26 protein-coding genes and 1 other RNA gene are annotated in these 25,392 nt (G+C 61.1%); 15 read left to right on the top strand and 12 right to left on the bottom strand.

Features of this window, described 5'->3' with window-relative positions; genetic code table 11:
• From MUM_RS0105700 to MUM_RS0105690, 4 genes are all read right to left on the bottom strand, one after another.
• Positions 1 to 360 (bottom strand): 5-formyltetrahydrofolate cyclo-ligase (locus MUM_RS0105700; RefSeq protein ID WP_010167902.1); only part of this gene is annotated, 360 nt, incomplete at its 3' end.
• 56 nt (positions 361 to 416) lie between these two features.
• Positions 417 to 595, bottom strand: a non-coding RNA gene (ssrS, locus tag MUM_RS1000000133030) — 6S RNA.
• A 30-nt stretch (positions 596 to 625) separates the two neighbouring features.
• On the bottom strand, positions 626 to 943 hold the full coding sequence (locus MUM_RS0105695; RefSeq protein WP_003213956.1) for a cell division protein ZapA: 318 nt from the start codon (positions 941 to 943) through the stop codon (positions 626 to 628).
• Entirely contained in the window at positions 940 to 1,149 is a 210-nt protein-coding gene (locus tag MUM_RS0105690; RefSeq protein WP_003213954.1) for a TIGR02449 family protein, read from the bottom strand. Before MUM_RS0105690 ends, MUM_RS0105695 begins: the two co-directional genes overlap by 4 nt.
• 138 nt (positions 1,150 to 1,287) lie before the next feature.
• Here MUM_RS0105690 and MUM_RS0105685 point away from each other — a divergent pair, with 138 nt between their 5' ends.
• From MUM_RS0105685 to gcvH, 9 genes are all read left to right on the top strand, one after another.
• Positions 1,288 to 1,845 (top strand): YecA/YgfB family protein, encoded by a 558-nt coding sequence (locus tag MUM_RS0105685; RefSeq protein WP_003213952.1) that lies wholly within the window; start codon positions 1,288 to 1,290, stop codon positions 1,843 to 1,845.
• A gap of 20 nt (positions 1,846 to 1,865) precedes the next feature.
• On the top strand, positions 1,866 to 3,188 hold the full coding sequence (gene pepP, locus MUM_RS0105680) for a Xaa-Pro aminopeptidase (RefSeq protein ID WP_010167901.1): 1,323 nt from the start codon (positions 1,866 to 1,868) through the stop codon (positions 3,186 to 3,188).
• Complete coding sequence (ubiH, locus tag MUM_RS0105675) at positions 3,185 to 4,372, top strand: 2-octaprenyl-6-methoxyphenyl hydroxylase (RefSeq protein WP_010167900.1); 1,188 nt, start codon at positions 3,185 to 3,187, stop codon at positions 4,370 to 4,372. The genes pepP and ubiH overlap by 4 nt, the downstream gene beginning before the upstream one ends.
• Entirely contained in the window at positions 4,365 to 4,850 is a 486-nt protein-coding gene (locus MUM_RS0105670) for a DUF4442 domain-containing protein (RefSeq protein WP_010167898.1), read from the top strand. The genes ubiH and MUM_RS0105670 overlap by 8 nt, the downstream gene beginning before the upstream one ends.
• 9 nt (positions 4,851 to 4,859) lie before the next feature.
• Positions 4,860 to 6,077, top strand: coding sequence for a 2-octaprenyl-3-methyl-6-methoxy-1,4-benzoquinol hydroxylase (locus tag MUM_RS0105665; protein WP_177324988.1), 1,218 nt, complete (start codon positions 4,860 to 4,862; stop codon positions 6,075 to 6,077).
• A gap of 95 nt (positions 6,078 to 6,172) precedes the next feature.
• Positions 6,173 to 7,177, top strand: coding sequence for an extracellular solute-binding protein (locus MUM_RS0105660; protein WP_010167894.1), 1,005 nt, complete (start codon positions 6,173 to 6,175; stop codon positions 7,175 to 7,177).
• 178 nt (positions 7,178 to 7,355) lie between these two features.
• Positions 7,356 to 8,972, top strand: a complete 1,617-nt coding sequence (locus tag MUM_RS0105655; RefSeq protein ID WP_010167892.1) for an ABC transporter permease — start codon at positions 7,356 to 7,358, stop codon at positions 8,970 to 8,972.
• 156 nt (positions 8,973 to 9,128) lie between these two features.
• Entirely contained in the window at positions 9,129 to 10,211 is a 1,083-nt protein-coding gene (gene gcvT, locus MUM_RS0105650; protein ID WP_010167890.1) for a glycine cleavage system aminomethyltransferase GcvT, read from the top strand.
• A 51-nt stretch (positions 10,212 to 10,262) separates the two neighbouring features.
• Positions 10,263 to 10,646: a glycine cleavage system protein GcvH gene (gcvH, locus tag MUM_RS0105645; RefSeq protein WP_010167888.1), complete on the top strand. Its 384-nt coding sequence runs from the start codon at positions 10,263 to 10,265 to the stop codon at positions 10,644 to 10,646.
• Between the two features lie 42 nt (positions 10,647 to 10,688).
• Here the strand turns inward: gcvH and MUM_RS0105640 are convergent, their stop codons facing one another.
• The 7 genes from MUM_RS0105640 to MUM_RS0105610 all read right to left on the bottom strand — a co-directional run bounded on the left by MUM_RS0105640 (position 10,689) and on the right by MUM_RS0105610 (position 16,771).
• Complete coding sequence (locus MUM_RS0105640; RefSeq protein ID WP_010167886.1) at positions 10,689 to 11,828, bottom strand: DegT/DnrJ/EryC1/StrS family aminotransferase; 1,140 nt, start codon at positions 11,826 to 11,828, stop codon at positions 10,689 to 10,691.
• A gap of 160 nt (positions 11,829 to 11,988) precedes the next feature.
• The gene (locus MUM_RS0105635) at positions 11,989 to 12,660 is read right to left on the bottom strand and encodes an outer membrane beta-barrel protein (protein WP_010167884.1); all 672 of its coding nucleotides are present in this window, start codon (positions 12,658 to 12,660) and stop codon (positions 11,989 to 11,991) included.
• A 160-nt stretch (positions 12,661 to 12,820) separates the two neighbouring features.
• Positions 12,821 to 13,138: a DUF2388 domain-containing protein gene (locus MUM_RS0105630; RefSeq protein WP_010167882.1), complete on the bottom strand. Its 318-nt coding sequence runs from the start codon at positions 13,136 to 13,138 to the stop codon at positions 12,821 to 12,823.
• 69 nt (positions 13,139 to 13,207) lie between these two features.
• Entirely contained in the window at positions 13,208 to 13,654 is a 447-nt protein-coding gene (locus MUM_RS0105625) for an NfeD family protein (protein ID WP_010167880.1), read from the bottom strand.
• Between the two features lie 10 nt (positions 13,655 to 13,664).
• The gene (locus MUM_RS0105620) at positions 13,665 to 14,585 is read right to left on the bottom strand and encodes an SPFH domain-containing protein (protein WP_003213925.1); all 921 of its coding nucleotides are present in this window, start codon (positions 14,583 to 14,585) and stop codon (positions 13,665 to 13,667) included.
• A 59-nt stretch (positions 14,586 to 14,644) separates the two neighbouring features.
• Positions 14,645 to 16,348 (bottom strand): GspE/PulE family protein, encoded by a 1,704-nt coding sequence (locus MUM_RS0105615; RefSeq protein ID WP_010167877.1) that lies wholly within the window; start codon positions 16,346 to 16,348, stop codon positions 14,645 to 14,647.
• Positions 16,349 to 16,432: 84 nt separating this feature from the next.
• On the bottom strand, positions 16,433 to 16,771 hold the full coding sequence (locus MUM_RS0105610; RefSeq protein ID WP_010167874.1) for a hypothetical protein: 339 nt from the start codon (positions 16,769 to 16,771) through the stop codon (positions 16,433 to 16,435).
• A 127-nt stretch (positions 16,772 to 16,898) separates the two neighbouring features.
• Here MUM_RS0105610 and MUM_RS0105605 point away from each other — a divergent pair, with 127 nt between their 5' ends.
• A complete protein-coding gene (locus tag MUM_RS0105605; RefSeq protein ID WP_010167872.1) occupies positions 16,899 to 17,369 on the top strand; it encodes an Lrp/AsnC family transcriptional regulator in 471 nt (156 codons plus the stop codon).
• A gap of 35 nt (positions 17,370 to 17,404) precedes the next feature.
• Here the strand turns inward: MUM_RS0105605 and MUM_RS0105600 are convergent, their stop codons facing one another.
• On the bottom strand, positions 17,405 to 18,772 hold the full coding sequence (locus MUM_RS0105600; RefSeq protein ID WP_010167869.1) for a CYTH domain-containing protein: 1,368 nt from the start codon (positions 18,770 to 18,772) through the stop codon (positions 17,405 to 17,407).
• 158 nt (positions 18,773 to 18,930) lie between these two features.
• On the opposite strand from MUM_RS0105600, the gene argE reads away from it, so the two are divergent.
• The 5 genes from argE (at position 18,931) to ssuE (ending at position 25,289) form a co-directional block, all read left to right on the top strand.
• Positions 18,931 to 20,079, top strand: coding sequence for an acetylornithine deacetylase (argE, locus tag MUM_RS0105595; protein ID WP_010167868.1), 1,149 nt, complete (start codon positions 18,931 to 18,933; stop codon positions 20,077 to 20,079).
• 135 nt (positions 20,080 to 20,214) lie between these two features.
• Positions 20,215 to 21,513: an amino-acid N-acetyltransferase gene (argA, locus tag MUM_RS0105590; RefSeq protein ID WP_010167865.1), complete on the top strand. Its 1,299-nt coding sequence runs from the start codon at positions 20,215 to 20,217 to the stop codon at positions 21,511 to 21,513.
• Positions 21,514 to 22,107: 594 nt separating this feature from the next.
• Positions 22,108 to 23,466, top strand: coding sequence for an OprD family porin (locus tag MUM_RS0105585; RefSeq protein WP_003213912.1), 1,359 nt, complete (start codon positions 22,108 to 22,110; stop codon positions 23,464 to 23,466).
• A gap of 273 nt (positions 23,467 to 23,739) precedes the next feature.
• Positions 23,740 to 24,378 (top strand): peroxiredoxin, encoded by a 639-nt coding sequence (locus MUM_RS0105580; protein WP_010167863.1) that lies wholly within the window; start codon positions 23,740 to 23,742, stop codon positions 24,376 to 24,378.
• Positions 24,379 to 24,695: 317 nt separating this feature from the next.
• A complete protein-coding gene (gene ssuE, locus MUM_RS0105575) occupies positions 24,696 to 25,289 on the top strand; it encodes an NADPH-dependent FMN reductase (protein ID WP_003213909.1) in 594 nt (197 codons plus the stop codon).
• The last annotated feature ends 103 nt before the right edge of the window (positions 25,290 to 25,392 follow it).

Here is a 25,392-nt window from a genome sequence, read left to right as displayed (position 1 = left end):
CTTGCGTTGGCGGCTGACATTCACCTGTGGCTCAAGGATGCGAAAACGGTTGGGGCTCAGCTTCTCGCCAGGGCGCACCCGCTGGAACACCATCTTGGTTCGCGGCCACGCGCTGAGCACCGGCAGATACGTCGCCTTGCCCCGGCGCTGTGCAGCGCGCAGCAGCAGGCGCGGATCGATTTCGCCGTCCGTCGGCAGGTATAAGGATATGTGTTTGGCCCGGCGAAACAGCGGGTGCTGTGCCAGTTGCCGATACAGGCCAAGGGCGGCCTGGCGTTGCTCGCTGGGCGTCAGGGCGCGGCGGGCTTTGCGCAGCATGCGTCGAAGTTGCGGGCGGGAAAGCGGCGCAGGTTCGGTCATGGTTTTCGGCTCATAAAACAATGCCAGTCCTGAGACTGGCATTGGATTTGGGAATCAGGCTCCCCGACAGAACCGCTGTCGACTTAGCCCTTGAACCCGAAAGTTCAAGGTGGAAGAAACAGTAGGCTTTAAGGCTTTCCGTCTAGCGGACATGCACACCAGCCCAACGTGTAACTTCCAGGGTAGTGCGAATCGGCTCAGGGACATCGCCGACTGGCAAGCACGCCAGGGAGTGGGGCGAGTATACCCGAAACCGACGCCGCAATCAGCCCTTGGGTGGCTCTGGATCGGTAGAAAGTACCAGATCGACCCGCTCCAGCAGGTCGCGTACCTGCTCACGCGTCGAGCCGCTGGCCTGCACGTCAGGCCGTTCCTGCTTATGCAGTAAATCGTGGGTAATGTTCAGCGCGGCCATCACGGCGATGCGATCGGCGCCGATGACTTTGCCGCTGCTGCGGATTTCACGCATCTTGCCGTCCAGGTAGCGGGCAGCGCTCACCAGATTGCTGCGTTCTTCCTGTGGGCAGATGATCGAATATTCTTTGTCGAGAATCTGCACGGTGACGCTATTGCTTGAACTCATGAGTCTTGCTCCAGGGCCTTCAGGCGCGAAATCATCGATTCGACCTTACGCCGGGCGATTTCGTTTTTTTCAATGAGGTGAGCGCGTTCCTCGCGCCAGGTCTTTTCCTGAGCTAATAGGAGTCCGTTTTGGCTCTTAAGTTGCTCGACCCGGTTAATTAGCAGCTCGAGTCTGGCCATCAGCGCTTGCAGGTCGGTGTCTTCCATTGGGTTCCACTGGATTTGTCTGATGAATGGCAACTGCTGGATAAACGATCTGACGCCCTCGATAGTCTTGGTACGTCTGCCGATGCTAGGATACAGCGCTTCATTCTAGACATTGCGCCGTCTGGCGCCTAGCTCACCATGCCCATTCAGAACTCCCCGTACGATGCTTTTTCCAAACTGCTGAGCTCCAGCGGTCATCCTTGCTCGCCTGCCGAGTTGCACGGCGTGCTGCTGGGCCGCAGTTGCACCGGTGTCGGCTTTGATGCCGACAACTGGCTGGCCGACGTCGCCGAGCTGCTGGAAACCGAGCCCACCGAAAACGTGCGCAACGCCCTTATCGGCCTGCAAGAGATGGTCAAAGGCGAGCTGACCGGTGATGACGTCACCGTCGTGTTGCTGCTGCCTACCGATGACGCACCGCTCACCGAGCGCGCTGCGGCACTGGGCCAATGGTGCCAAGGCTTCCTCCACGGCTTTGGCGTGAACGCCGGCGGCCTCGACCTGAGCACCGATGCCCAGGAAGTGCTGCAAGACCTGGCCGCCATCTCCCAGGTGCAAGACGCCCTGGAAGAGTCCGAAGACGGCGAAAGCGACTACATGGAAGTCATGGAATACCTGCGCGTTGCGCCGCTGCTGCTGTTCACCGAGACCCGTAAATCGGCTGAGCCCGCTGCACCCAAGCCGTCGCTGCACTAAGAAAGGAAGCCCATCTGCCCATGATCCATATCCCCAAAGCGGAATACACCCGGCGCCGCAAGGCGCTCATGGCGCAGATGGAACCCAACAGCATCGCCATCCTGCCGGCAGCCGCGGTTGCTATCCGCAACCGTGACGTCGAGCACGTCTACCGTCAGGACAGCGACTTTCAGTACCTGAGCGGCTTCCCGGAACCGGAAGCGGTGATCGTGCTGATGCCCGGCCGCCAGCACGGCGAGTACGTGCTGTTTTGTCGCGAACGCAATGCCGAGCGCGAACTGTGGGACGGCCTGCGGGCCGGCACCGAAGGCGCGATCCGCGAGTTTGGCGCCGACGACGCGTTTCCGATCACCGATATCGACGACATCCTGCCCGGCCTGATCGAAGGTCGCGACCGGGTGTACTCGGCCATGGGCAGCAACGCCGAGTTCGACCGGCACCTGATGGAGTGGATCAACGTGATCCGCTCCAAAGCGCACCTCGGCGCCCAGCCACCGAACGAATTTGTTGCCCTGGATCATCTGCTTCACGACATGCGCCTGTATAAATCGGCGGCAGAAGTGAAGGTGATGCGCGAGGCGGCACGGATTTCCTGCGCGGCCCATGTGCGGGCGATGCAGGCCAGTCGCGCGGGTTTGTATGAGTTCAGCCTGGAAGCGGAGCTTGACTACGAGTTTCGCAAGGGCGGGGCGAAGATGCCGGCCTATGGCTCCATCGTCGCCTCGGGGCGCAACAGTTGCATCCTGCATTACCAGCAGAATGACGCGGTGCTCAAGGACGGCGACCTGGTGTTGATCGATGCCGGTTGTGAGATCGACTGCTACGCCAGCGACATCACCCGCACCTGGCCGGTGAGCGGCAAGTTCTCCGCCGAGCAAAAGGCGATTTACGAAATCGTGCTGGCTTCCCAGGAAGCCGCCTTTGCCGAAATCGCCCCGAACAAGCATTGGAACCAGGCCCACGAGGCGACGGTGCAAGTGATCACCGCCGGGCTGGTCAAGCTGGGATTGTTGCAGGGTGACGTCGACGAGTTGATCGCCAGCGAAGCCTATAAAGCCTTCTACATGCACCGCGCCGGCCACTGGCTGGGCATGGATGTGCACGATGTGGGCGAATACAAGGTGGGCGGCGAGTGGCGGGTGCTGGAAGTCGGCATGGCGCTGACCGTTGAGCCGGGGATTTACATTTCGCCCGACAACCAGAACGTGGCGAAGAAATGGCGTGGCATTGGCGTACGCATCGAGGACGACGTGGTGGTGACCAAGCAAGGCTGTGAAATTCTGACCGGTGGCGTGCCCAAGTCCGTTGCCGAGATCGAAGCACTGATGGCGAGCGCGCGATGAGCCGGGTCAACCTGGCGATTATCGGCGGCGGCCTGGTGGGCGCCAGCCTCGCCTTGGCGTTGCAGGCGGGGGCCAAGGCTCGTGGCTGGAAGATCGTGCTGATCGAGCCGTTCGCCCCCGGCGACAGTTACCAGCCGAGCTATGACGCGCGCTCTTCGGCGCTGTCGTTTGGCGCTCGGCAGATTTATCAACGGTTGGGCGTGTGGCAGGAGATTTCCCGCCGCGCCGAGCCGATCAAGCAGATTCATGTGTCGGACCGTGGCCGCTTCTCCACTGCGCGCCTGTCGGCGATGGAAGAAGGCGTGCCCGCCCTCGGCTACGTGGTGGAAAACGCCTGGCTCGGCCAATGCCTGTGGCAAGGCCTGGACAAGGAGGTGGTCAGCTGGCGCTGCCCGGCGGAAGTCACCCGCATGGAGCCGCTTGCCGATGGCTACCGCCTGACCCTGAATGACGAAACCGAGTTGGAGTGCGACCTTGCGGTGCTGGCCGATGGCGGCCGTTCCGGCCTGCGCGAACAGCTGGGTATCGGCGTTAAAAAACGCCCGTACAACCAGAGCGCGCTGATCGCCAACATCACCCCGAGCGAAGCCCACAACGGCGAGGCCTTCGAGCGTTTCACCGACGAAGGGCCGATGGCCTTGCTGCCGTTGCCGGACAACCGTTGCGCGCTGGTGTGGACCCGCATCGGCATGGACGCCCAGCGTCTGGCCGAGCTGGACGAGCGCAGCTTTCTCAGTGAATTGCAGGGCGTGTTCGGCTACCGCCTGGGCACCCTGAAGCAGGTCGGTGCACGTCACTTGTACCCGTTGACCCTCGTGGAGGCGGAAGAGCAAGTGCGCTCCCATCTGGCCGTGCTCGGCAATGCCGCCCACAGCCTGCACCCGATTGCCGGCCAGGGCTTCAACCTGTCCCTGCGCGATGCCTACGCCCTGGCCGAGGCCTTGTTGGCCGGGCCGGCAGTACCGGGCGACCTGGCGACACTGCAGGCGTACCGTGAGCGCCAGCGCGTGGACCAGAAACTCACGGTTGGTTTCTCGGATCAGGTGACCCGATTGTTTGGCAGTGCCCAGCCATTGGTGGCGCTGGGCCGCAACATGGGCTTGCTGGGCCTGGACTTGCTGCCGCCGGCCAAACGCTGGTTCGCCCGCCAGGCCATGGGCCTGGGCACCCGTCCCGATGCGTGAGTGGCTGACACAACGCCTGGGCAAGGCGCGGCTGCTGCGCTGGTTCCTGACCCTGTACCCGCCGTACCTCGGTGCCGGGGTTCGGGTGCAGCACCTCAGCGCTGATTTCCGTCACGCCAAGGTGCGCATGGGCCTGGGCTGGTACAACCGTAATTACGTGGGCACGCAGTTTGGCGGCAGCCTGTATTCGATGGTCGACCCGTTCTACATGCTGTTGCTGATGGAGAATCTGGGGCGCGACTACATTGTCTGGGACAAGGCCGCGAGCATCGATTTCATCTCGCCGGGCAAGGGCCCGGTGTATGCCGAATTCTCCATCGACGATGCCTTGCTGGACGAGATTCGCCAGCACACCGCCAGCGGCGACAAATACCTACCGCAGCTCAAGGTGCAGATTCATGACGGCTCCGGCACCCTGGTGGCGCGGGTCGATAAAACCCTTTACGTGCGGCGCAAGCCGCAATCGAGACAGGCTTAAAGCATGGACATGCGCGCAGATGTGCTGATTGTCGGGGCCGGAATGGTCGGAAGCGCCCTGGCGCTGGCGTTGCAGGGCAGTGGCCTGCAGGTGCTGCTGCTCGATGGCAGCCCGCTGAGCGTCAAGCCATTCGACCCGCAAGCCGCGTTCGAGCCGCGGGTGAGCGCCTTGTCGGCGGCCAGCCAGCGCATCCTCGAGCGCCTTGGCGTGTGGGACGGGATCGTCGAGCGACGCGCCAGCCCGTACGGCGAGATGCAGGTGTGGGACGGCAGCGGCACCGGGCAGATCCACTTCTCGGCGGCCAGCGTGCATGCCGAGGTGCTGGGGCATATCGTCGAAAACCGTGTGGTCCAGGATGCCTTGCTCGATCGCCTGCATGACTGCGACCTCGGCCTGCTGGCCAATGCGCGCCTGGAGCAGATGCGTCGCTCCGGTGATGACTGGCTGCTGACCCTGGCCGACGGCCGCACCTTGCGCGCGCCGCTGGTGGTCGCAGCAGACGGTGCCAACTCGGCGGTGCGCCGCCTCACGGGCACCGCCACCCGTGAGTGGGATTATCTGCACAACGCCATCGTCACCAGCGTGCGCAGCAGCCAGGCGCATCAGCGCACGGCCTGGCAGCGTTTTACCGATAACGGCCCGCTGGCCTTCTTGCCGTTGGTGCGGGACGGTCAGGAAGATTGGTGTTCGATCGTCTGGTCGACCACCCCGAGTGAGTCCGAGCGTTTGATGGCGCTGGACGACGAAAGCTTCTGCTGTGAGCTGGAGCTGGCCTTCGAAGGCCGCCTGGGCACGGTGTTAAGCGCCGACCCACGGCTGTGCGTGCCGTTGCGTCAGCGCCATGCCAAGCGTTACGTGGCCGAGGGGCTGGCGTTGATTGGCGATGCGGCCCACGTCATTCATCCGCTGGCGGGGCAGGGCGTGAACCTGGGTTTCCTCGACGCGGCGGTGCTGGCCGAGGTGCTGTTGGCCGCTAATGAGCGCGGCGAGCGCCTGGCGGAGGTGAAGGTGCTCAGCCGTTACGAGCGTCGGCGCATGCCGCACAACCTGGCGCTGATGGCTGCGATGGAAGGTTTTGAACGGTTGTTCCAGGCCGATCAACTGCCGTTGCGCTGGTTGCGCAATGCCGGGTTGAAGGTGGTCGAGCAGATGCCCGAGGCCAAGGCGCTGTTCGTGCGCCAGGCATTGGGTTTGACCGGGGATTTGCCGGAGCTGGCCAAGGCCTGAGGGTGCAGCGCAACATCTGGTAACGCCTCCGCCGAGCGCTACCAAATGTGAGTCCTTATCATTTGCCCTCTTTTTGCAAATGAGAGACCGCACCCATGTTGGCACCCAAGCGCCTCCTGACTGCCCTGGCACTCACCCTTATCGGCAGCACCACCGTGCAGGCGGCCGACGAAGTCGTGGTCTACTCCTCGCGTATCGACGAACTGATCAAGCCGGTGTTCGACGCCTACACCAAGAAGACCGGCGTGCAGATCAAGTTCATCACCGACAAGGAAGCGCCGCTGATGCAGCGCATCAAGGCCGAAGGTGAAAACGCCACCGCCGACCTGCTGCTCACCGTTGACGCCGGCAACCTGTGGCAAGCCGAGCAGATGGGCATCCTGCAACCGTTCACCTCCGCGGTGATCGACAAGAATATTCCCCTTCAATATCGCTCTTCGGCCCATGCCTGGACCGGCTTGAGCCTGCGCGCGCGCACCATCGCCTACTCCACCGACCGCGTGAAGCCGGGCGACCTGACCACCTACGAAGCCCTGGCTGACAAGCAGTGGGAAGGCCGCCTGTGCCTGCGTACCGCGAAGAAGGTCTACAACCAGTCGCTGACCGCCACCCTGATCGAAACCCATGGCGCGGCCAAGACCGAGGAAATCGTCAAGGGCTGGGTCAACAACCTGTCCACCGACGTGTTCTCCGATGACATCGCCGTGCTGGAGGCGATCAATGCCGGGCAGTGCGACGTCGGTATCGTCAATACCTACTACTACGGCCGCCTGCACAAGCGGAAGCCGGACCTGGCGGTGAAGCTGTTCTGGCCGAACCAGGGCGACCGTGGGGTGCACGTCAACCTGTCGGGCATCGGCCTGACCAAACATGCGCCACATCCGGAGGCCGCCAAGGCGCTGGTGGAGTGGATGACCACGCCGGAAGCGCAGAAGATCTTTGCGGACGTGAACCAGGAGTTCCCGGCCAACCCGGCGGTGCCGCCGTCGGCGGAAGTCGCGACCTGGGGCAAGTTTGTGGCCGATACATTGCCGGTGGAAGTGGCGGGCAAACGTCAGGCTGAGGCCATTCGCTTGATGGATCGGGCTGGCTGGAACTAAGTAGACTCTTCAAGACACCGCAAGACAGTGTGGGAGCTGGCTTGCCTGCGATAGCATCACTACGGTGTGACTGACACACCGTGGTGCCGGCATCGCGGCGGTGCGACGGTTCGACAAGCCCGGCTCCCACACTGTGTTGTGGCGAGTTCAAGATATTATTCCCAGAGATCCGATCCTTTTGGCCCATCCCGCCCAACGCCGCTGGTACCTGCCGGTCTTCACCGTCGCCGCCCTGGTGCTGTTGCCGCTGAGCGTCCTGTTGCTGTCGTGGCAGACCATCGACCAACAGATCTGGTCCCATCTTTGGGAAACCCAGATGCCGCGCCTGTTGGGTAACACCCTGACCCTGGTGCTGGGTGTCGGTGTGGGCGTCACGCTGCTGGGCGTGAGCCTGGCGTGGCTGACCAGCCTCTGCGAATTTCCCGGCCGGCGTTGGCTGGACTGGGCCTTGATGCTGCCTTTCGCGATTCCCGCCTACGTCCTGGCCTTCGTGTTCGTCGGCCTGCTGGACTTCTCCGGCCCGGTACAAACCCTGTTGCGCGACGTGTTCGGCATGGGCTTGCGCCTGCCCCGCGTGCGATCAACCAGCGGCGTGATCATCGTGCTGGTGCTGGTGTTCTACCCCTACGTTTATCTGCTGGCGCGCACGGCCTTCCTGGCCCAGGGCAAAGGCCTGATGGAAGCGGCGCGGGTATTGGGCCAGTCCCCGTGGCAGGCATTCTGGCGCGTAGCCATGCCCATGGCGCGCCCCGCTATCGGTGCAGGCGTGGCCCTGGCGTTGATGGAGACCCTGGCGGATTTCGGCGCGGTCTCGGTGTTCAACTTCGACACCTTTACCACCGCCATCTACAAGACCTGGTACGGCTTTTTCAGCCTTTCCAGTGCGGCGCAGTTGGCCAGCCTCTTGTTGCTGGTGGTGATGTTGGTGCTGTACGGCGAACGCCGTGCCCGGGGCGCCAGCCGGCCGAGCAATGAGCGGCCTCGCGGCAAGGCGCTATACCACCTGCGCGGGTTCAAGGCAGTGGTGGCCAGCGGTTGGTGCGGCTTGGTGTTTGCCTGCGCGTTTGTGATTCCGATGCTGCAACTGGTGGCCTGGTTCTGGCAGCGCGGCCGCTTCGACCTGGACGAGCGCTACGCCGGTCTGATCGTCCATACCCTGTACCTGGGGGGGATGGCGGCCCTGATCACCGTCAGTGTGGCCCTGGTGCTGGCATTCGCCCATCGCCTGGCCCCCACGCGGGCCATCCGCTCCGGCATCAGCCTGGCCAACGTGGGCTACGCGCTGCCGGGCTCGGTGCTGGCGGTGTCGATCATGTTGGCGTTCAGCTACCTGGATCGCGAACTGGTGATCCCGGTCTCAGGCTGGTTGGGCGGCGCCGGCAAGCCGCTGTTACTGGGTAGCCTGTCGGCGCTCTTGCTGGCGTATCTGGTGCGGTTCATTGCGGTGGCCTATGGGCCGCTGGAAAACAGCCTGGCGCGAATCCGTCCTTCCTTGCCCGAAGCCGCCCGCAGTCTGGGAGTCAGCGGGCCGCGACTGTTTTGCAAAGTGTATCTGCCACTCTTGCTGCCGGGCACCCTGAGCGCGGCGTTGCTGGTGTTTGTCGATGTGCTCAAGGAAATGCCGGCCACCTTGCTGATGCGCCCGTTCGGCTGGGACACGCTGGCGGTCCGGATTTTCGAGATGACCAGCGAAGGCGAGTGGGCGCGGGCTTCTCTGCCGGCCCTGACCCTGGTGTTGGTGGGCCTGTTACCGGTCATCGGGCTGATCCGACGTTCGGCGAGACAAATCGGCTAGGTGCCAGTCCTACGCCTTGAGGCTACAATGCGCGGCATTCGGTGCGGTCGATCTTCCAGATCGGGTCGCTGAACGCGGCTACAGGCCTTGTATTTCAAGGTGTGTAGCCCGAACGGCAACCGTCCGCACCTTCGCCACGCCCGGAAGGAGAAACCCATGGGACAGCGCACGCCTCTGTATGACCTGCATCTCGCCCTTGGCGCGAAAATGGTCGATTTTGGCGGTTGGGATATGCCTTTGCATTACGGCTCGCAGGTTGAGGAGCACCATCAGGTGCGACGCGATTGCGGGGTGTTTGATGTATCCCATATGACCGTGATCGATATCACAGGCCCCCAGGCCAAGGAATGGCTCCAGCATTTGCTGGCCAATGATGTTGACCGATTGCACGGCTGCGGCCGTGCGTTGTACAGCGCCATGCTCAACGAGCAGGGCGGCGTGGTGGATGACATGATTGTCTACCGTACCGAGAGTGGTTACCGGCTGGTGGTCAACGCCGCTACCCGTGACCAGGACATGGCCTGGATGCAGGCCCGGCTTGGCAGCTATCAGGCCCGGCTTCACGAGCGTCCCGAGTTGGCCATGCTTGCCATTCAGGGCCCCCATGCCCGGCAGAAGATCGCCGAGCTGGTGACTCAGTCTCGCGCCACCTTGATCCACCAGCTCAAGCCCTTTGAAGGCCTGGCCGACGGCGATTGGTTTATTGCGCGCACCGGTTATACCGGTGAAGACGGCCTGGAAATTGTCCTGCCGGCCGAGCAGGCCCCGGCGTTTTTCAACGATCTGGTCGGCGCAGGCATTTCCCCCATCGGCCTCGGCGCCCGCGACACGCTGCGCCTTGAGGCCGGCATGAACCTCTACGGTCAGGATATTCATCAGGACGTATCGCCCTTGGCGGCCAACATGGCCTGGAGCATCGCCTGGGAGCCGGCCGGGCGTGATTTTATTGGCCGTGCCGCCCTGGAAGCCGAAAAAGCAGCAGGTGTGAAGTCCAAGCTGGTCGGCCTGGTGCTGGAGGAACGTGGGGTTTTACGCGCGCATCAAGTGGTTCGTATCGCCAATGTTGGCGAAGGAGAGATCACCAGTGGTAGTTTCTCTCCTACGCTAAGCAAATCCATTGCACTGGCACGTGTGCCGTCGGCGACTGCTGACCGGGCCGAGGTGGAAATCCGCGGCAAGTGGTACCCGGTTCGGGTGGTCAAGCCGACGTTCGTGCGCCATGGCAAAACATTGATTTAACTTTTCCGGCGGGCCAATGGCCGCTGACATTTTTTCTTGAGGACACAGACTATGAGCGATATCCCTGCCGACCTGCGTTTTGCCGAAAGTCACGAATGGGCCCGTCTGGAAGCTGACGGCACCGTGACCGTCGGAATCTCGGACCATGCCCAGGAAGCATTGGGGGATGTGGTGTTCGTTGAGTTGACCGAAGTCGGCAACGTGTTCAAAGCGGCTGACCAGGCCGGCGTGGTTGAATCGGTGAAGGCCGCTTCGGATATCTACTCGCCAATTGCTGGCGAAGTGATCGCGGTGAACGACGCCTTGAGCGGTGAGCCAGAGCTGTTGAACTCCGACCCTTACGGGGCCTGGATCTTCAAGCTCAAGCCAAGCAACCCGGCTGACCTGGAAAAACTGCTGGACGCTGCCGGTTACAAGGCTGCCATCGGCGAGTGATCCCGCTGCGGGAGCCGGCAACCGGCTCCCGCAAAGGTTTTGTCAGCGCTTCAACACCGCTTTTACCGCCGCTACCGAACGCTCTACGTCCGCTTTCGTCATCGCCGTGAACATCGGCAGCGACACAATCAAACGCCCCACTTTTTCCGCTACCGGGAACATGCCTTCCTTGAATCCCTGCGCCTTGTACAAGCTCAGCAGGTGGATCGGCGGGTAGTGATAGCCAATGCCGACGCCATGGGCCTGCATCTGCTCCATGAATGTGGCACGGGCCGGCAAACCGTCCTGGCGCTCTGGCAGTACCAGCTGGAACAGGTGCCAGTTGCTGTTTTCGAAATCCGCCGGTGGCAATTGCGCACCGTACTGCGCTTCAAAATCACTGCCGAAACACTCGAAATAGTGCCGCGCCAATGCCTGGCGGTGGGCGGTGATTTTCTCGATATGGGCAAACTGACCCAGGCCGATGGCCGCTGCAATGTCGGTCATGTTGAACTTGCCGCCGAGCACATCCACGTCCAGGCCGTCGAAGCCGGTGCGGGTAACGCCTTGCAGGCGATATTTCTCGGCCAGGCGTGCTTCTTCAGGGGTGTTCAACACCAGGCAGCCGCCTTCGGACGACGTGATGTTCTTGTTCGCCTGGAAGCTGAATGACACGAAATCGCCCGTAGAGCCTATACGTTCGCCATCCCAGCTGGAGCCCAGGGCCTGGGCAGCATCTTCGACAATGCGCAGGTTGTACTTGTTGGCCAGTGCGTAGAGCAGCGGCATGTCCACGGGAAGGCCGGCCAGGTACACCGGGATGATCGCCTTGGTGCGCGGGGTGATTGCCGCTTCTACCTGGGCCAGGTCGATATTGCGGGTGACCGGGTCGATATCGGCGAACACTGGCGTGGCGCCGACCTCCAGAATCACGTTGGCAGTGGCGACCCACGAGATCGGGGTGGTGATAACTTCATCCCCGGGCCCGATGCCGGCGATGCGCAAGGCGATCTCCATGGTGCAGGTGCCCGAGTTGAAGGTGCGCACCGGGCGCCCGCCAAAGTATTCCGACAGCTGCGCTTCGAACGCCTGCACTTTCGGCCCGCTGGTGATCCAGCCGGAGCGCAGTACGTCGCCCACCGCCGAGATGGTGGCTTCATCAATGGTGGGCTTGGAAAACGGCAGAAAAGGCAGTTGGCTCATGGCGTTGAAGGCATCCGTTTCAGGTAGACGATGAGAAAAAAGCATATCAATGCCGGGCATGGTTGCACGGCTCGACTGAATATAGCCTGTCGTCTGTGAATGAATCGTCACCCTCTGGTCAAAAAATGCCGCCCTGGCGGCGGCATCCCTGGGGCTTGGCCTAGAAGGCTACGCGGGCCTCCAGAAACACATTCTGCTCCTTGAGCTTGCCCTTCAGCTGCTCGTCGCGGGCGTTGATACGGTTGGCGAAGGTGTTGTAGCCGGTTTCAATCCTGCCCATGTCCGCGTAGCGCCAGCCGGTGCCCAGGGTCAGGGTTTCGCTGACCTTGGCGTCCAGCCCGAGGCCTACGCTGTAGGCGAAATTGTGCTGGCGGTTGCTGGCGAAGCGCCGGGTCTTGTTGGTCTGGTAACCCTCGGCGTCAATCTGGGCCAAACCCACTCCCGCCATGCCGTAGAACGACAGCCACTCGTTGATCGGGATGTTTTTATAACCATTGAGCATCAAGCGCTGGCTGTCGGCCTGCAGGCTGTTGACGTTGGCATTGAATGGCGCCCATTGGGATTTGAAGTTCGACTGGCTGGGGGTGGTGTATTCCCCTTCCAGGCGCCAGCCATCGGCAAAGGCATAACCCAAGGCGAATGATCCGGTGAAGGTTTTGCTGCTATCGGGGGCCGACACCCGATCGGTGACGCGGGGGCTGGTCAGCAGGGCGCTGGAGAGATTCTGGCGGGCACTGTTGAGCTTTGCCGACCCGTACCAGCCTTCTGCCTGGGCATAGGGGGTGGCAATCGCGGCGAGCAGAAGCGCGCAGGAGAGTTTTTGCATGATCATCGATTCACTTGGGCTAAAGGGAATCGACAGCTTGTTGCGTGGCGTGCGGGCAGTTCGACAGGACTTTTCCTGTTCGAATGCGGAATCGCCAGCATTGACCGTAGGAAAATTGGGCAAAAAAATGCCGCTCCCAAAGAGCGGCATTTTTCAGGTGGCGGTGTTACTCGGAAGCAATGGCGTTTTTCGCCAGAATCGCGTTGGCCAGGTCCATGTCCGTGGCTTTCAGGCCAGGATTATCGGCGCGGACCTTCTGCATCGCGGCTTCCAGGTAGGGGCCACGGATGCTGCCGTCGCTGGCGACGAAGCTACCGGCGTCGTCTTGAGCGGCGACCACCATTTTGTGGTCCTTGAAGGTCAGGTACGTCGAGCCAGTGGTGGCACCCGATGAGATGACATTACGCCAGAAGCTGTCGGCCATGGCTGAACCGACAGGAAGGGAAAGCACAGCAAGGGTTGCGACAGCATATTTTAGACGCATGATGGGTGACTCCGACTGGGTTATCTGTACAGTTTGATTGTAGATAGCCCAGCCGAGTTCCATGGCTGACTAAACAGTTTCAACCTTCAGAATCACGCCGTCCTGACCGATGACACGCACGTGGGCTCCCACGGGCGCGTCCGGGCCGGCTGCGATCCATACACCATCGCCGATCTTGATCTTGCCACGGCCCTCGATAATTGCCTGATGCACCACAAAGGTGCGCCCCATCAACTCCGAGCCACGCATGTTCAGCCCCGGCTGGTCGCTGACCTTGGCGCTGCTGCGCTGGCGTCGCCACCAGTACACCGCCGTGAGGATCGAGAGCACCGCGAACAGCAGCAGTTGCCACTCAAGGCCCAGGCTGGGGATCAGGAACTTGATCACGCCCACCGCGGCGGCGGCGATGCCCATCCACAACAGATAACCACCGGCACCGAACACTTCAAGGATCAACAGCACGGTGCCCAGTGCCAGCCAGTCCCAAAACGACAGGTGCTGCAGGAATTCCCACATGGCGCGTGCCTCAGGCTTTCTTGTTGTCGAAGGTTGCCTTGACGATCTCGCCGATGCCGCCGACGGCACCAATCACCTGGCTGGCTTCCAGCGGCATCAGGATCACCTTGCTGTTGTTGGCCGAGGCCAGCTTGCCCAGTGCGTCGATGTATTTCTGGGCGACAAAGTAGTTGATCGCCTGCACGTTACCGGTGGCAATTGCTTCCGAGACCACCTGGGTGGCGCGGGCTTCGGCCTCGGCCTGACGTTCGCGGGCTTCGGACTCAAGGAACGCGGCCTGACGACCGCCTTCAGCTTCAAGAATCTGCGCCTGCTTCTTGCCTTCGGCGGTCAGGATCGCGGAGGCTCGCAGGCCTTCGGCTTCGAGGATCTGCGCACGCTTGATCCGCTCGGCCTTCATCTGGCCGGACATCGCGGCCATCAGGTCGGCTGGCGGGCTGATGTCCTTGATCTCGATCCGGGTGATCTTGATGCCCCACGGTGCGGTGGCTTCGTCGACGGTGCGCAGCAGTTTCTCGTTGATGCCGTCACGCTGGCTGAGCATCGCATCCAGCTCCATGGAGCCGAGCACGGTACGGATGTTGGTTTGCAGCAGGTTGCGGATGGCGTGTTCGAGGTTGTTCACCTCGTAGGCGGCCTGGGCCGTATTGACCACCTGGAAGAAGCACACGGCGTCGATCTGCACTGTGGCGTTGTCGGCGGTGATGACTTCCTGGGGCGGAATATCCAGCACGCTTTCCATCACGTTGATCTTGCGACCGATGCGGTCCATGACCGGGATGATGATATTCAGGCCCGGCTTGAGGGTGTTGGTGTAGCGGCCGAAGCGCTCGACCGTCCACTGGTAGCCCTGTGGGACAACCTTGAAACCCATGAAGAGGATGGCGACGGCCAAGCCTACAAATAGCAGCAGTACGGTTCCGATCTGCATAACGATTCCTTGTCTGGTGTTGGCGGTAACGCGAGGTTTGACCGATTGTAACGGTGTTGTCAGGGATAAGGACGGTTTACCGGCCCATCAATCAAAGGATTTGTTTCTGAATCCCCAGGCGTCACTCGCAGTACCTCTTCCAGCGTCGTCAGCCCTGCCATGACCTTGCGTGTACCGGCAGACCGCAAGCTGCACATTCCCTCGCCAAGGGCCGCATGGCGCAGGGCCTGGACGTCGGCGCCCGGGGTGATCAGGGCCTTGAGGCGATCGTTCAGCAGCATGACCTCGTAGATCCCGGCCCGCCCTCGATAACCACTTTCCCGACATTCCCCGCAACCGACGGCCTGATAGACCTGCCCGGCGGGCCGCTTGCAGTGCGGGCACAACACACGCACCAGACGCTGGGCCATCACCCCCAGCAGCGTGGCGTTGATCAGGTAATGGGGAATGCCCAGTTCCAGCAAGCGGCTGATGGCGCCGGGTGCGTCGTTGGTGTGCAGCGTCGACAGCACCAGGTGCCCGGTGAGCGCGGCCTGGATCGCCATTTCTGCGGTTTCCAGGTCGCGAATCTCGCCGACCATGATGATGTCCGGGTCCTGGCGCATCAGGGCGCGGATGCCGCTGGCGAAGGTCAGGTCGATGTTGTGCTGGACCTGCATCTGGTTGAAGGCCGGCTCGACCATTTCGATCGGGTCTTCGACGGTGCACAGGTTGACCTCACGGGTCGCCAGTTGCTTGAGCGTGGTGTACAGGGTGCTGGTCTTGCCCGACCCGGTGGGGCCGGTGACCAGGATGATGCCATTGGCCTGGCCGGTCATGGACTGCCAGCGTTGCAGGTCGTCGCTGGAGAGCCCCAGTTGCTGGAAATCCTTGTGCAGAACCTGCGGGTCGAAAATCCGCATCACCAGCTTTTCGCCGAAGGCCGTAGGCAGGGTCGACAGGCGCAGTTCCACTTCGCCGCCTGCGGGGCTTTTGGTCTTTACCCGGCCGTCCTGGGGTTTGCGTTTTTCCGCCACGTTCATCCGGCCAAGGCTTTTCAGGCGGCTGACCACCGCCGTCGTCACCTGGGATGGAAATTGATAGACGTCGTGCAGCAGCCCGTCGATGCGAAACCGCACGCGGCCCTGATCGCGCCCGGGTTCGATATGGATATCGCTGGCCCGCTGGGCAAAGGCGTACTGCAGCAGCCAGTCGACGATATTGACGATGTGCGCGTCATTGGCGTCGGGCTCCTGGTCGCTGGCGCCGAGGGTAAGCAGTTGCTCGATGTTGGGGGTGCCGGATGTCTTTTGATCAACCGCGCCGCTCACCGATTTAGCCAGCCGGTAAAACTCCACGGTGCAGCGCTGAATATCCTGGGGGTTGGCGACCACTCGCCGGATGGAACGCTTCAATACCTGGGCCAGGCCGGCTTCCCAACTGTTTACATACGGCTGGGCGCTGGCGACCGTGACGCTGTGGGCATCCACCGCCACGGCGAGGATCCTGTGCCGCTGGGCAAAGGCGTAGGACATCAGCGGCACTACCGCTGCAACGTCGATTTTCAACGGGTCGATACGCAGGTAGGGCTGGCCGCAGTGGCGGGCGAGCCATTCGGTCAGGGTTTCCAGGGACGGGCCCTGGCTGGCAATGCATTCAAGGGGATGCAGCCCACTGTTCGCCGGTACGGTCAGATCGGCGGGCACCAGGCCCTGGTCGATCAGGGCAGGCAACAGCTGATGGGTTTCCAGCCAGCGATCCTGGGCTTTTGGCGCAACGGACATGGTGACGTTCCTGGCTAACGGTTAGGCGTAGTCCTCAGGCTAGTCACCCTTTGCGCGAAGGCCTCCAGGGGTTATTGCAGGCTTTTACTGACCCGCCGCCTGTGCCGCCAGAGGCCGCGCGGCATCAGCTGGCTGCAGCTCCAGCGAGCACACGCTGATCAGGTTACGAAGTTTTTCACCGATCACCTGGGCGCGGTGCCAGCTCAGGCCATCCATCACGATCTCGATCGCCAGCAGGTCGTCTTCGCGCTGCACGTTCACGTGGCGAGGCACCAGGAACTGCAGGGCAAAATAGTTGAGCACCCGGCACAACACATCGGGCTCTGCCTCGGCGAGGATTTGATAGTGCGCCTGGCAGTGGGCACTGCTGACGGCCCAGGCATCGACGCGTGGGGCGGGGCTGGCGGCTTCGACGACGTGCATGATGATTCTCCGGATTCGACTGCAGAAATTTTTGCATTCGGCGCGGGAGATTTCTTATCTAAAAAAGCCGATATTGGCTTATAAGAGCATCATGTAATTCCTGAAGTAATGATTAATGGGTATTTTTATGCACAGTGAGTTGGACGTGTACGACCGGCGCATTCTGGCGCTGTTGCAGGAAGACGCTTCGCTTTCCAGCGCACAGATCGCCGAACAGGTCGGCCTGTCGCAGTCACCGTGCTGGCGGCGAATTCAGCGGCTGAAAGAGGAGGGGGTGATTCGCGGCCAGGTCACCCTGCTGGATCGCAAGAAAATCGGCCTGAACACGCAGATTTTTGCCGAGGTGAAACTCAACGCCCACGGCCGTTCCAACTTCACCGAATTCACCGAGGCGATTCGCGGCTTTCCGGAAGTACTGGAATGTTATGTGCTGATGGGGGCGGTGGATTTTCTACTGCGGATCGTCACGTCGGACATCGAGGCGTATGAACGGTTTTTCTTCGAAAAACTGTCGATGGTGCCGGGGATCCAGGAGGTCAACTCGATAGTGGCCTTGTCGGAGATCAAGTCCACCACGAGTTTGCCGGTGCTGCGCTAAGCGCGAGGGAGCAAGCTCCCTCGCCACCAAGGGGGTTACAGGCGCAGCAGGGTTTTCCAGGCGCGATTCTGATAAACCGCGATCGCCTGATGCATCCGCGCATCCAGCGACTCATCGGTAATCGGCTGGTTGGCCAGGTGGGCCAGCTTGTTCAGCTCGCCATACAAGCGGTCCAGCTCGGCGATCTCCAGCACCTGGCGTGCATGGTGCAGCCAGGCCAGGATGCGTTCGATGCGCGGCAGTTGCTCAGCCAGGTCTTCCGGCTGTTGCTGGTAACGCGGCAGTTGCAGGGCAACGGCATCGTCGGCCAGCAGGCGCGGCAGCCAGTTGGCGAGTTGTGCAGCGCCCTGGCGGTTGCCACGCACGTTGCGATCGGCCGCCCAGGTGCGGGCGAGCAGCCAGCGGGAGGTGGTCAGGGAGAACAGGCCCCAGCGCACGTCTTCCAGTTCTTCGGCGAACTGTTCCGGCGCGGCCTTGCGGATGTCTTCATCGTCGTCACCGGCCTGGACCAGCGGGCGCCAGTCTTCCAGCAAGGCGTCCAGTGCGGCCCGCAGTTCGCTGGTGGACTGGCGTGGCGCGGCCTGGCCGAGGCTGCCGAGCAGGGCACGCAATTCGCCGAGGTTTTCCACCCAGTCTTGCAGCAGACGCCAGTGGCCATTGAAACGGTATTGCTCGGCCAGGCGCTGGCTGCTGCCCAACAGGTGCCACATGACAGCGGCGAACGCGTCGTCCAGCGGCATCTCGGCGTGCAGTAGCGGTGCCGGCAGGCTCAGGGAATAGCTGTTGGCGTCGAACAGGCGATAGCCACGCTCGGCCTTGCTGATATCGCACGGCATCAGTGCCAGGGTTGCGGCCAGCTCTGCGGCCAGCTCCAGCAGGGCGGCCGGGTCGCCTTCGCGCAGCTCCAGTTCCAGCTCGCAGATTTCTTCTTTCTGCTTGCCGGCGACCACGTGACCGAGGTCCAGGGCCGCTTCGATCACGACCTTGGCCTTGCCACGGCCCCAGGCGATTTCGGCGCGTTCACGCACGAAATCGGTGGTGAAGATCGGCTTGAGGGTCTTTTTGTCCAGTTCAGCCAATTGCTCGGGCCAGCATTCGTCGTCGAGTTTCTTCACGTCGAGCTTGGCTTTGGCCAGGTCCCAGTTGTACTCATTGCGTTCCGACAGACCGGCGACGCTCTGGCCACGGGTCTTGAGGGTCTGGATCACTTCGTCGCCGTCTTTGCGCAGGCGCAGGGCAACCTTGGCCTGAGCCAGGTCGCGTTCCGGGGTGTCGAAGTACTGGTTCATCAACTCACGGCGTTCCCAGCCACTTTTGTTGCGTTTTTTCAGTAACGGGTGCTCACGCAGCGCGGCGAGGGTTTCGCGGCTGACGCGTAGCTTGATTTCGGTTTCTTTCTGCATGGCCGGAAAATCCAGGATCGGGAGCGCAGCCGGGGAAATGTGTGGCTGCCAAGGTCGTGCAGTGTACAGGACTGAGCCCGGCAACGTGCCGCAACGGTTTATTGTGCAACGCAGATAGCTCTATGATGGGGTTCGTCCGGGAAGTTAAGAGACAGCGCATGCCTTTACCGTCCATGAAAGAACAGTTCGCCGCGCTGATTGCCGCGCCTTCGGTCAGTTGTACCCAGGCCTCTCTCGACCAATCCAACCGCCCGGTCATCGATTTGCTCGCCACCTGGCTCGGGGATCTGGGTTTTGCCTGCGACATCCAGCAAGTCAGCCCCGGCAAATTCAATCTGTTGGCGAGCTTCGGTACCGGCCCTGGCGGGCTGGTGTTGGCGGGGCACAGCGATACCGTGCCGTACGACGGTGCCCTGTGGCAGACCGATCCGCTGAAGCTGACGGAAGTCGACGGCCGCTGGGTAGGCCTTGGCAGTTGCGACATGAAGGGCTTTTTCGCCCTGGTGATCGAAGCGGTGCAGCCGCTGCTGGACCAACCCTTCAAGCAACCGCTGCTGATTCTCGCCACGTGCGACGAAGAAAGCTCCATGGCCGGCGCCCGTGCGCTGGCCGAGGCGGGTCGCCCTTTAGGTCGCGCGGCGGTGATCGGTGAGCCCACCGGCCTCAAGCCTATCCGCCTGCATAAAGGCGTGATGATGGAGCGCATCGATATCCTCGGGCGCAGTGGCCATTCGTCGGACCCAAGCCTGGGCCACAGCGCCCTCGAAGCCATGCACGATGCCATCGGCGAACTGCGCGGCCTGCGCCTGGCCTGGCAGCGCGAATACCGCAACCCGCAATTCAGCGTGCCGCAACCCACCCTGAACTTCGGCTGCATCCACGGGGGCGACAACCCCAACCGCATCTGCGGCCAATGCTCCCTGGAGTTCGACCTGCGGCCCTTGCCCGGCATGGATCCCCAGGTGCTGCGCGCCGCCATTCGACAAAAGCTCGAGCCCCTGGCCGAGCGTCATCAGGTGAAGATCGACTACGCGCCACTGTTCCCGGAAGTGCCACCCTTCGAGCAGCCTGAGGATGCCGAGTTGGTGCGGGTTGCTGAACGACTTACCGGTCATCGCGCCGAAGCAGTAGCGTTCGGCACCGAAGCGCCTTATCTTCAGCGCCTTGGTTGCGAGACCCTGGTGCTCGGCCCTGGCGATATCGCCTGTGCCCACCAGCCCGGCGAGTACCTTGAAATGTCACGCTTGACGCCTACAGTGCGTCTATTGCGGGAACTGATTCAACATTACTGCCTGACACCTGCATAAATTAACCCCTGCCCATCCGTACATAGAAGGAGAGCGAGCGTGTCGCCAAGCCTGTTCCGACGATAACCAACAGCCCGCTGTGCGTTTCCATGATTCATCCTTTTTTGGCTGCTTTTTATTACAGGCCCAGGTTCTATGCCCGAATACGTCAATTGGCTTCGTCACGCTTCGCCTTACATCAATGCCCACCGCGACTGCACCTTTGTGGTCATGCTGCCGGGCGATGGTGTGGAACATCCGAACTTCGGCAACATCGTCCATGACCTGGTGCTGCTCCACAGCCTGGGCGTGCGGCTGGTGCTGGTCCACGGCTCACGCCCGCAAATCGAAACCCGCCTCGCTGCCCGCGGCCTGACCCCGGCTTACCACGAAGGCTTGCGCATCACCGATGCCGCGACCCTGGAGTGTGTGATCGATGCGGTCGGCCATCTGCGCATCGCCATCGAAGCGCGGCTGTCGATGGACATGGCCTCGTCGCCAATGCAGGGCTCGCGCCTGCGGGTGGCCAGCGGCAACCTGGTGACGGCGCGCCCGATCGGCGTGCTTGAGGGTGTCGACTATCACCACACCGGCGAAGTGCGCCGGGTCGATCGCAAGGGTATCAACCGCCTGCTGGACGAGCGCTCCATCGTGCTGCTGTCGCCGCTGGGCTACTCGCCCACCGGTGAAATCTTCAACCTCGCCTGCGAAGACGTCGCCACCCGCGCCGCCATTGACCTGGGCGCGGACAAGCTGCTGCTGTTCGGCGCCGACCTCGGCCTGATCGACGAACACGGTCGCCTGGTGCGTGAGCTGCGGCCGCAACAGGTGCCCGCGCATCTGCAACGCCTGGGCAGCAACTACCAGGCCGAACTGCTGGACGCGGCCGCCGAGGCTTGCCGTGGCGGAGTAGGGCGCAGCCATATTGTCAGTTATGCCGAAGACGGCGCCTTGCTGACCGAGCTGTTCACCCGGGACGGCGGCGGTACGCTGGTGGCCCAGGAACAGTTCGAGCTGGTGCGCGAAGCGGCGATTGAAGACGTCGGGGGGTTGCTGGATCTGATCAGTCCGCTGGAAGAGCAGGGGATTCTGGTGCGTCGATCCCGGGAAGTGCTGGAGCGGGAAATCGAGCAGTTCAGCGTGGTGGAACGTGAAGGCATGATCATCGCCTGTGCGGCGCTGTACCAGATTGCCGACTCGGACGCGGGCGAGCTGGCGTGCCTGGCGGTGAACCCGGAATACCGTCATGGCGGTCGTGGCGATGAACTGCTGGAGCGCATCGAGACCCGTGCCCGTGCCCAGGGTTTGAAGACGTTGTTCGTCCTCACCACGCGTACCGCCCACTGGTTCCGCGAGCGTGGGTTTGTGCCGAGTACGGTGGATCGCCTGCCCTCGGCGCGGGCGTCGCTGTACAACTATCAGCGTAATTCGAAGATTTTCGAAAAGGCGTTGTAAGCCTCAAGGGGCGAGGGGGCAATCCTCTCGCCTGTCAATTTGGCGAGTCATGCATCCGGGGTGGGTGCATCGGCCCTGAATACAGGGTTTGCCGATTTATCCACAAAACTGACATCAAACTGACATTATCGCCGGGTACGGTGAGGTGGATTGTTGGGACGGCAGAAAAGTTTCATCGATACAGAAACTGTAACAAATTGACGGAATGATGTGCGTTTGGCCATGATGGCGTCGCATTTTTGATCGTGGGTGACGTATTGACCTTTGGGTCAGCGCGAAACGATCTAAAAAGGCGAAGAGACATGCGCTTCAGGAACACCCTTATGGAGCGGATCCGCCTTGATGGCCCGACCGTCCCATGGAAAGCGTTATTCCTGAATCGTATGAAAAAGGATGAAACAATTCTTTTTGGGTGTATGAAAAACTCATTACCCTGCAGGGACCAAATTAACTGCGGTTAGACGAAAGTATTAGACACACAAGGTTACGATTGACTTGTCGGTCACTATCCGGTGCTAATCGCGCATCTGTGGATCAAGGGCGTCAGACCCGAGACCTAAGAAATACAAAAATTAGAAATGAGAGGAGCGGTACATGAAGAAGTCAACATTGGCGTTGGCCGTAGCTTTGGGGGCAATCGCTCAACAAGCAGGCGCCGCAGGTTTTATCGATGACAGCAAGATCACGCTGGGCGTACGTAACTTTTACATCAACACCGACAACCGCGATCTGAAGCCATCGGCTACCTCGAACACCCGCAGCAAAAACGCTGAATGGGGTCAGGGTTTCGACCTGCGTTTCATCTCGGGTTTCACCCAGGGTACTGTGGGCTTCGGTCTTGACGCCATCGGCCTGTACGGCGTTCGTCTGGATTCCAGCCGAGCTGATCACGGTAACTACACGGGCACTGCTTCCGGCGGCACCGTGTTCCCAAGTGATGGCAACAAGGCTGTTCACGATTTCGCCAGCCTGGGCGTGACCGGTAAGGTCAAGATCTCCCAGACCGTGCTGAAGATCGGTACCTTGCAGCCGAACAACCCGGTGATCAAGACCAACGACGGTCGTCTGTTGCCACAAACCTTCCAGGGCGGCGAGATCTCCTCGAACGAGTTCAAGGACCTGACCCTGACTGCTGGCCAGATCGAGCACTCCAAAGGCCGTAACTCCAGCAACAATGAAGGTCTGTCCCTGGCCGGTGCCAACGGCAGCTCGAACTATGACGCAGGTAACTTCGTCAACAAGTTCTACTACGCCGGCGCTGACTACAAAATCAACAAAGACCTGACTGCTTCGTACTACTTCGGCGAGCTGAAGGATTTCTACTCTCAGAACTTCCTGGGCCTGGTCCACAACTGGGCGATCGGTCCTGGCGTCCTGAAAAGTGACCTGCGCTACTACCGCAGCCGTGACAACGGTGCCAACGGTGATACTGCCGGTTACTACACCTCCGGCTACTACTCGGATCATCCGACCAACGCCACCAAGGTCAAAGGTAAGGTCGACAACGACCTGTACAGCTACCTGGCGCTGTACTCGGTTGCCGGTCACACCTTCGGTGCTGGCTACCAGTACACCAAGGGCGACAGCGACTTCCCTTGGTTGAACCAAGGTGACGGCTCGTCGAACAGCACCATCACCGACATGCAAATCCAGAAGTTTGCCCGTGCTGGCGAACGTACCTGGCAAGCTCGCTACGCCTATGACTTCGCCAAGATCGGCGTACCTGGCCTGACTGCCGGTGTGGTTTACCTCAAAGGTAGCAACATCGACACCACCGTCGGCGAGCGTAACGAGTGGGAACGCGACCTGACCCTGGCTTACGTTGTTCCAGAAGGTCCGCTGAAAAACCTGGGCGTTGCCTGGAAAAACGCGATGTGGCGTACCGACTTGGCGAACACCCGTTCCCAGGACGAAAACCGCGTAATTCTGAGCTACACCTACGCGTTCAAGTAAGAGCGTAAAACCTTGCCCGGCGCAATGCCGGGCAGGGTGCTTTACTGTTCAAGTCGGGCTCAACCCCCGCAAGCCCTTCCTGAATCCCCTCTTTGTACAGCGTCTCAAGGCCTTCTCGAACCTTGAAGAGATGGTGCGCTTCGCCCGTTCGACTTTCCAATGAATAGATTTTTAATATTCCTTTATCGTCTAGATAAATCAATATTTATTCTTTTTAAATAATCCGCAACGCAGGCACAGTGGGCTCCATAAGCACTCATCAGGAGCCACACCATGAGCCTCAGACTGGGCGACATCGCCCCCGACTTTGAACAGGATTCCAGCGCCGGCAAGATTCGCTTTCACGAGTGGCTGGGCGATAGCTGGGGTGTACTGTTTTCCCACCCGGCGGACTTCACCCCGGTGTGCACCACCGAGCTGGGCTTCACCGCCAAGCTCAAGGACGAATTCGCCAAGCGTGGCGTCAAGGCTATTGCCCTGTCGGTAGACCCGGTGGACTCGCACCACAAGTGGATCGAAGACATCAACGAAACCCAGAACACCATCGTTAACTTCCCGATCCTGGCCGACGCAGACCGCAAGGTCTCCGACCTGTATGACCTGATCCACCCGAACGCCAGTGACACCCTCACTGTGCGCTCGCTGTTCGTGATTGATCCGAACAAAAAGATTCGCCTGACCATTACCTATCCGGCCAGCACCGGTCGCAACTTCCACGAAATCCTGCGGGTGATCGACTCGCTGCAGCTGACCGACAGCCATAAAGTCGCCACCCCGGCCAACTGGCAGGACGGTGATGAAGTGGTGATCGTGCCGTCGCTCAAGGACGAGGAAGAGATCAAGAAGCGCTTTCCGAAGGGCTACCGGGCGGTGAAGCCGTATCTGCGGCTGACGCCTCAACCAAACCGTTAAGGCTGATACCGCCATCGCGGGCAAGCCCGGCTCCCACAGTTGATCGCATTCCCTTGTGGGAGCGGGCTTGCCCGCGATGGCGGCCTGACAGGCAACAAAGAGTTGATGCTGCAAACCGTCTCACAATGCAGGGGTTTTAAGGCCGTTTCGACGGCCTTTTTTTATGCCTGGAGTTTAGTGAGCGGTATATGCATTTAAAGAATAAACAAATGAAAAAATAAGATTTATAGATATATAAATTGGCTGATATGGTCTGTTCCATCTTGGCGCCATCGCCACATAGCGAACCGCCGACACTTTCCAAAGGAATTTCCTACATGCTGGTTGTAACACTTGGTGGTAGCCCCAGCCAACGTTCCCGGTCCGGGGTCTTGCTGGATCACACCCGCAACTGGTTGCAGCAACAAGGCGTGGAAGTGGTGAGTTATCAGATACGGGACTTCCCGGCCGAAGACTTGCTGCACGCGCGGTTCGACAGCCCGAAGATCATCGACCTGCTGCAGCAAGTGGCGAACGCCGATGGCCTGGTGATCGCCACGCCGGTGTACAAGGCTTCGTTCTCCGGCGCCCTGAAAACCATCCTCGATCTGCTGCCTGAACGCGCCCTGGCCCACAAAATCGTATTGCCAATGGCCACCGGCGGCAGCATTGCCCACATGCTCGCGGTGGACTACGCGCTGAAGCCGGTGCTGTCGGCATTGAAAGCCCAGGAATTGCTCCACGGGATTTTTGCCGAAGACAGCCAGATCGCCTACGGCGAAGGCAGCGCCCAGGCGCAACTGGTGCCGGTGCTGGAACAACGTTTGAGCGAGGCCCTGGAGACGTTCTACAGCGCCATGGCCCGCCGCCCGAAACCCCTTGACCCCAATGTGTTGAATGAACGTTTGTTGAGTGCTCGCTGGAGCATTTAAGCCTTACCCAGCTTTACCTGGATTCAACAAGTACTACTCACCTTACTCAGCCGCCAACGGCCAAGCAGGTGCAGCCAACCCCCTAATCGTATTGTGGAGAGAG

It is taken from the genome of Pseudomonas sp. PAMC 25886 (assembly GCF_000242655.1).
In the GTDB taxonomy this organism is placed as follows: domain Bacteria; phylum Pseudomonadota; class Gammaproteobacteria; order Pseudomonadales; family Pseudomonadaceae; genus Aquipseudomonas.
This window is presented reverse-complemented; position numbering and strand designations above follow the sequence as displayed.

Coding starts and splice junctions, on each gene's coding strand:
- ssuE (WP_003213909.1), top strand. CDS start 24,696: ATGCTGGTTGTAACACTTGGTGGTAGCCCCAGCCAACGTTCCCGGTCC.
- MUM_RS0105660 (WP_010167894.1), top strand. CDS start 6,173: ATGTTGGCACCCAAGCGCCTCCTGACTGCCCTGGCACTCACCCTTATC.
- MUM_RS0105685 (WP_003213952.1), top strand. CDS start 1,288: ATGCCCATTCAGAACTCCCCGTACGATGCTTTTTCCAAACTGCTGAGC.
- MUM_RS0105690 (WP_003213954.1), bottom strand. CDS start 1,149: ATGGAAGACACCGACCTGCAAGCGCTGATGGCCAGACTCGAGCTGCTA.
- argE (WP_010167868.1), top strand. CDS start 18,931: ATGCCTTTACCGTCCATGAAAGAACAGTTCGCCGCGCTGATTGCCGCG.
- gcvH (WP_010167888.1), top strand. CDS start 10,263: ATGAGCGATATCCCTGCCGACCTGCGTTTTGCCGAAAGTCACGAATGG.
- MUM_RS0105585 (WP_003213912.1), top strand. CDS start 22,108: ATGAAGAAGTCAACATTGGCGTTGGCCGTAGCTTTGGGGGCAATCGCT.
- argA (WP_010167865.1), top strand. CDS start 20,215: ATGCCCGAATACGTCAATTGGCTTCGTCACGCTTCGCCTTACATCAAT.
- MUM_RS0105600 (WP_010167869.1), bottom strand. CDS start 18,772: ATGCAGAAAGAAACCGAAATCAAGCTACGCGTCAGCCGCGAAACCCTC.
- gcvT (WP_010167890.1), top strand. CDS start 9,129: ATGGGACAGCGCACGCCTCTGTATGACCTGCATCTCGCCCTTGGCGCG.
- ubiH (WP_010167900.1), top strand. CDS start 3,185: ATGAGCCGGGTCAACCTGGCGATTATCGGCGGCGGCCTGGTGGGCGCC.
- MUM_RS0105615 (WP_010167877.1), bottom strand. CDS start 16,348: ATGTCCGTTGCGCCAAAAGCCCAGGATCGCTGGCTGGAAACCCATCAG.
- MUM_RS0105670 (WP_010167898.1), top strand. CDS start 4,365: ATGCGTGAGTGGCTGACACAACGCCTGGGCAAGGCGCGGCTGCTGCGC.
- MUM_RS0105580 (WP_010167863.1), top strand. CDS start 23,740: ATGAGCCTCAGACTGGGCGACATCGCCCCCGACTTTGAACAGGATTCC.
- MUM_RS0105665 (WP_177324988.1), top strand. CDS start 4,860: ATGCGCGCAGATGTGCTGATTGTCGGGGCCGGAATGGTCGGAAGCGCC.
- MUM_RS0105610 (WP_010167874.1), bottom strand. CDS start 16,771: ATGCACGTCGTCGAAGCCGCCAGCCCCGCCCCACGCGTCGATGCCTGG.
- MUM_RS0105605 (WP_010167872.1), top strand. CDS start 16,899: ATGCACAGTGAGTTGGACGTGTACGACCGGCGCATTCTGGCGCTGTTG.
- MUM_RS0105640 (WP_010167886.1), bottom strand. CDS start 11,828: ATGAGCCAACTGCCTTTTCTGCCGTTTTCCAAGCCCACCATTGATGAA.
- pepP (WP_010167901.1), top strand. CDS start 1,866: ATGATCCATATCCCCAAAGCGGAATACACCCGGCGCCGCAAGGCGCTC.
- MUM_RS0105620 (WP_003213925.1), bottom strand. CDS start 14,585: ATGCAGATCGGAACCGTACTGCTGCTATTTGTAGGCTTGGCCGTCGCC.
- MUM_RS0105630 (WP_010167882.1), bottom strand. CDS start 13,138: ATGCGTCTAAAATATGCTGTCGCAACCCTTGCTGTGCTTTCCCTTCCT.
- MUM_RS0105635 (WP_010167884.1), bottom strand. CDS start 12,660: ATGATCATGCAAAAACTCTCCTGCGCGCTTCTGCTCGCCGCGATTGCC.
- MUM_RS0105695 (WP_003213956.1), bottom strand. CDS start 943: ATGAGTTCAAGCAATAGCGTCACCGTGCAGATTCTCGACAAAGAATAT.
- MUM_RS0105625 (WP_010167880.1), bottom strand. CDS start 13,654: ATGTGGGAATTCCTGCAGCACCTGTCGTTTTGGGACTGGCTGGCACTG.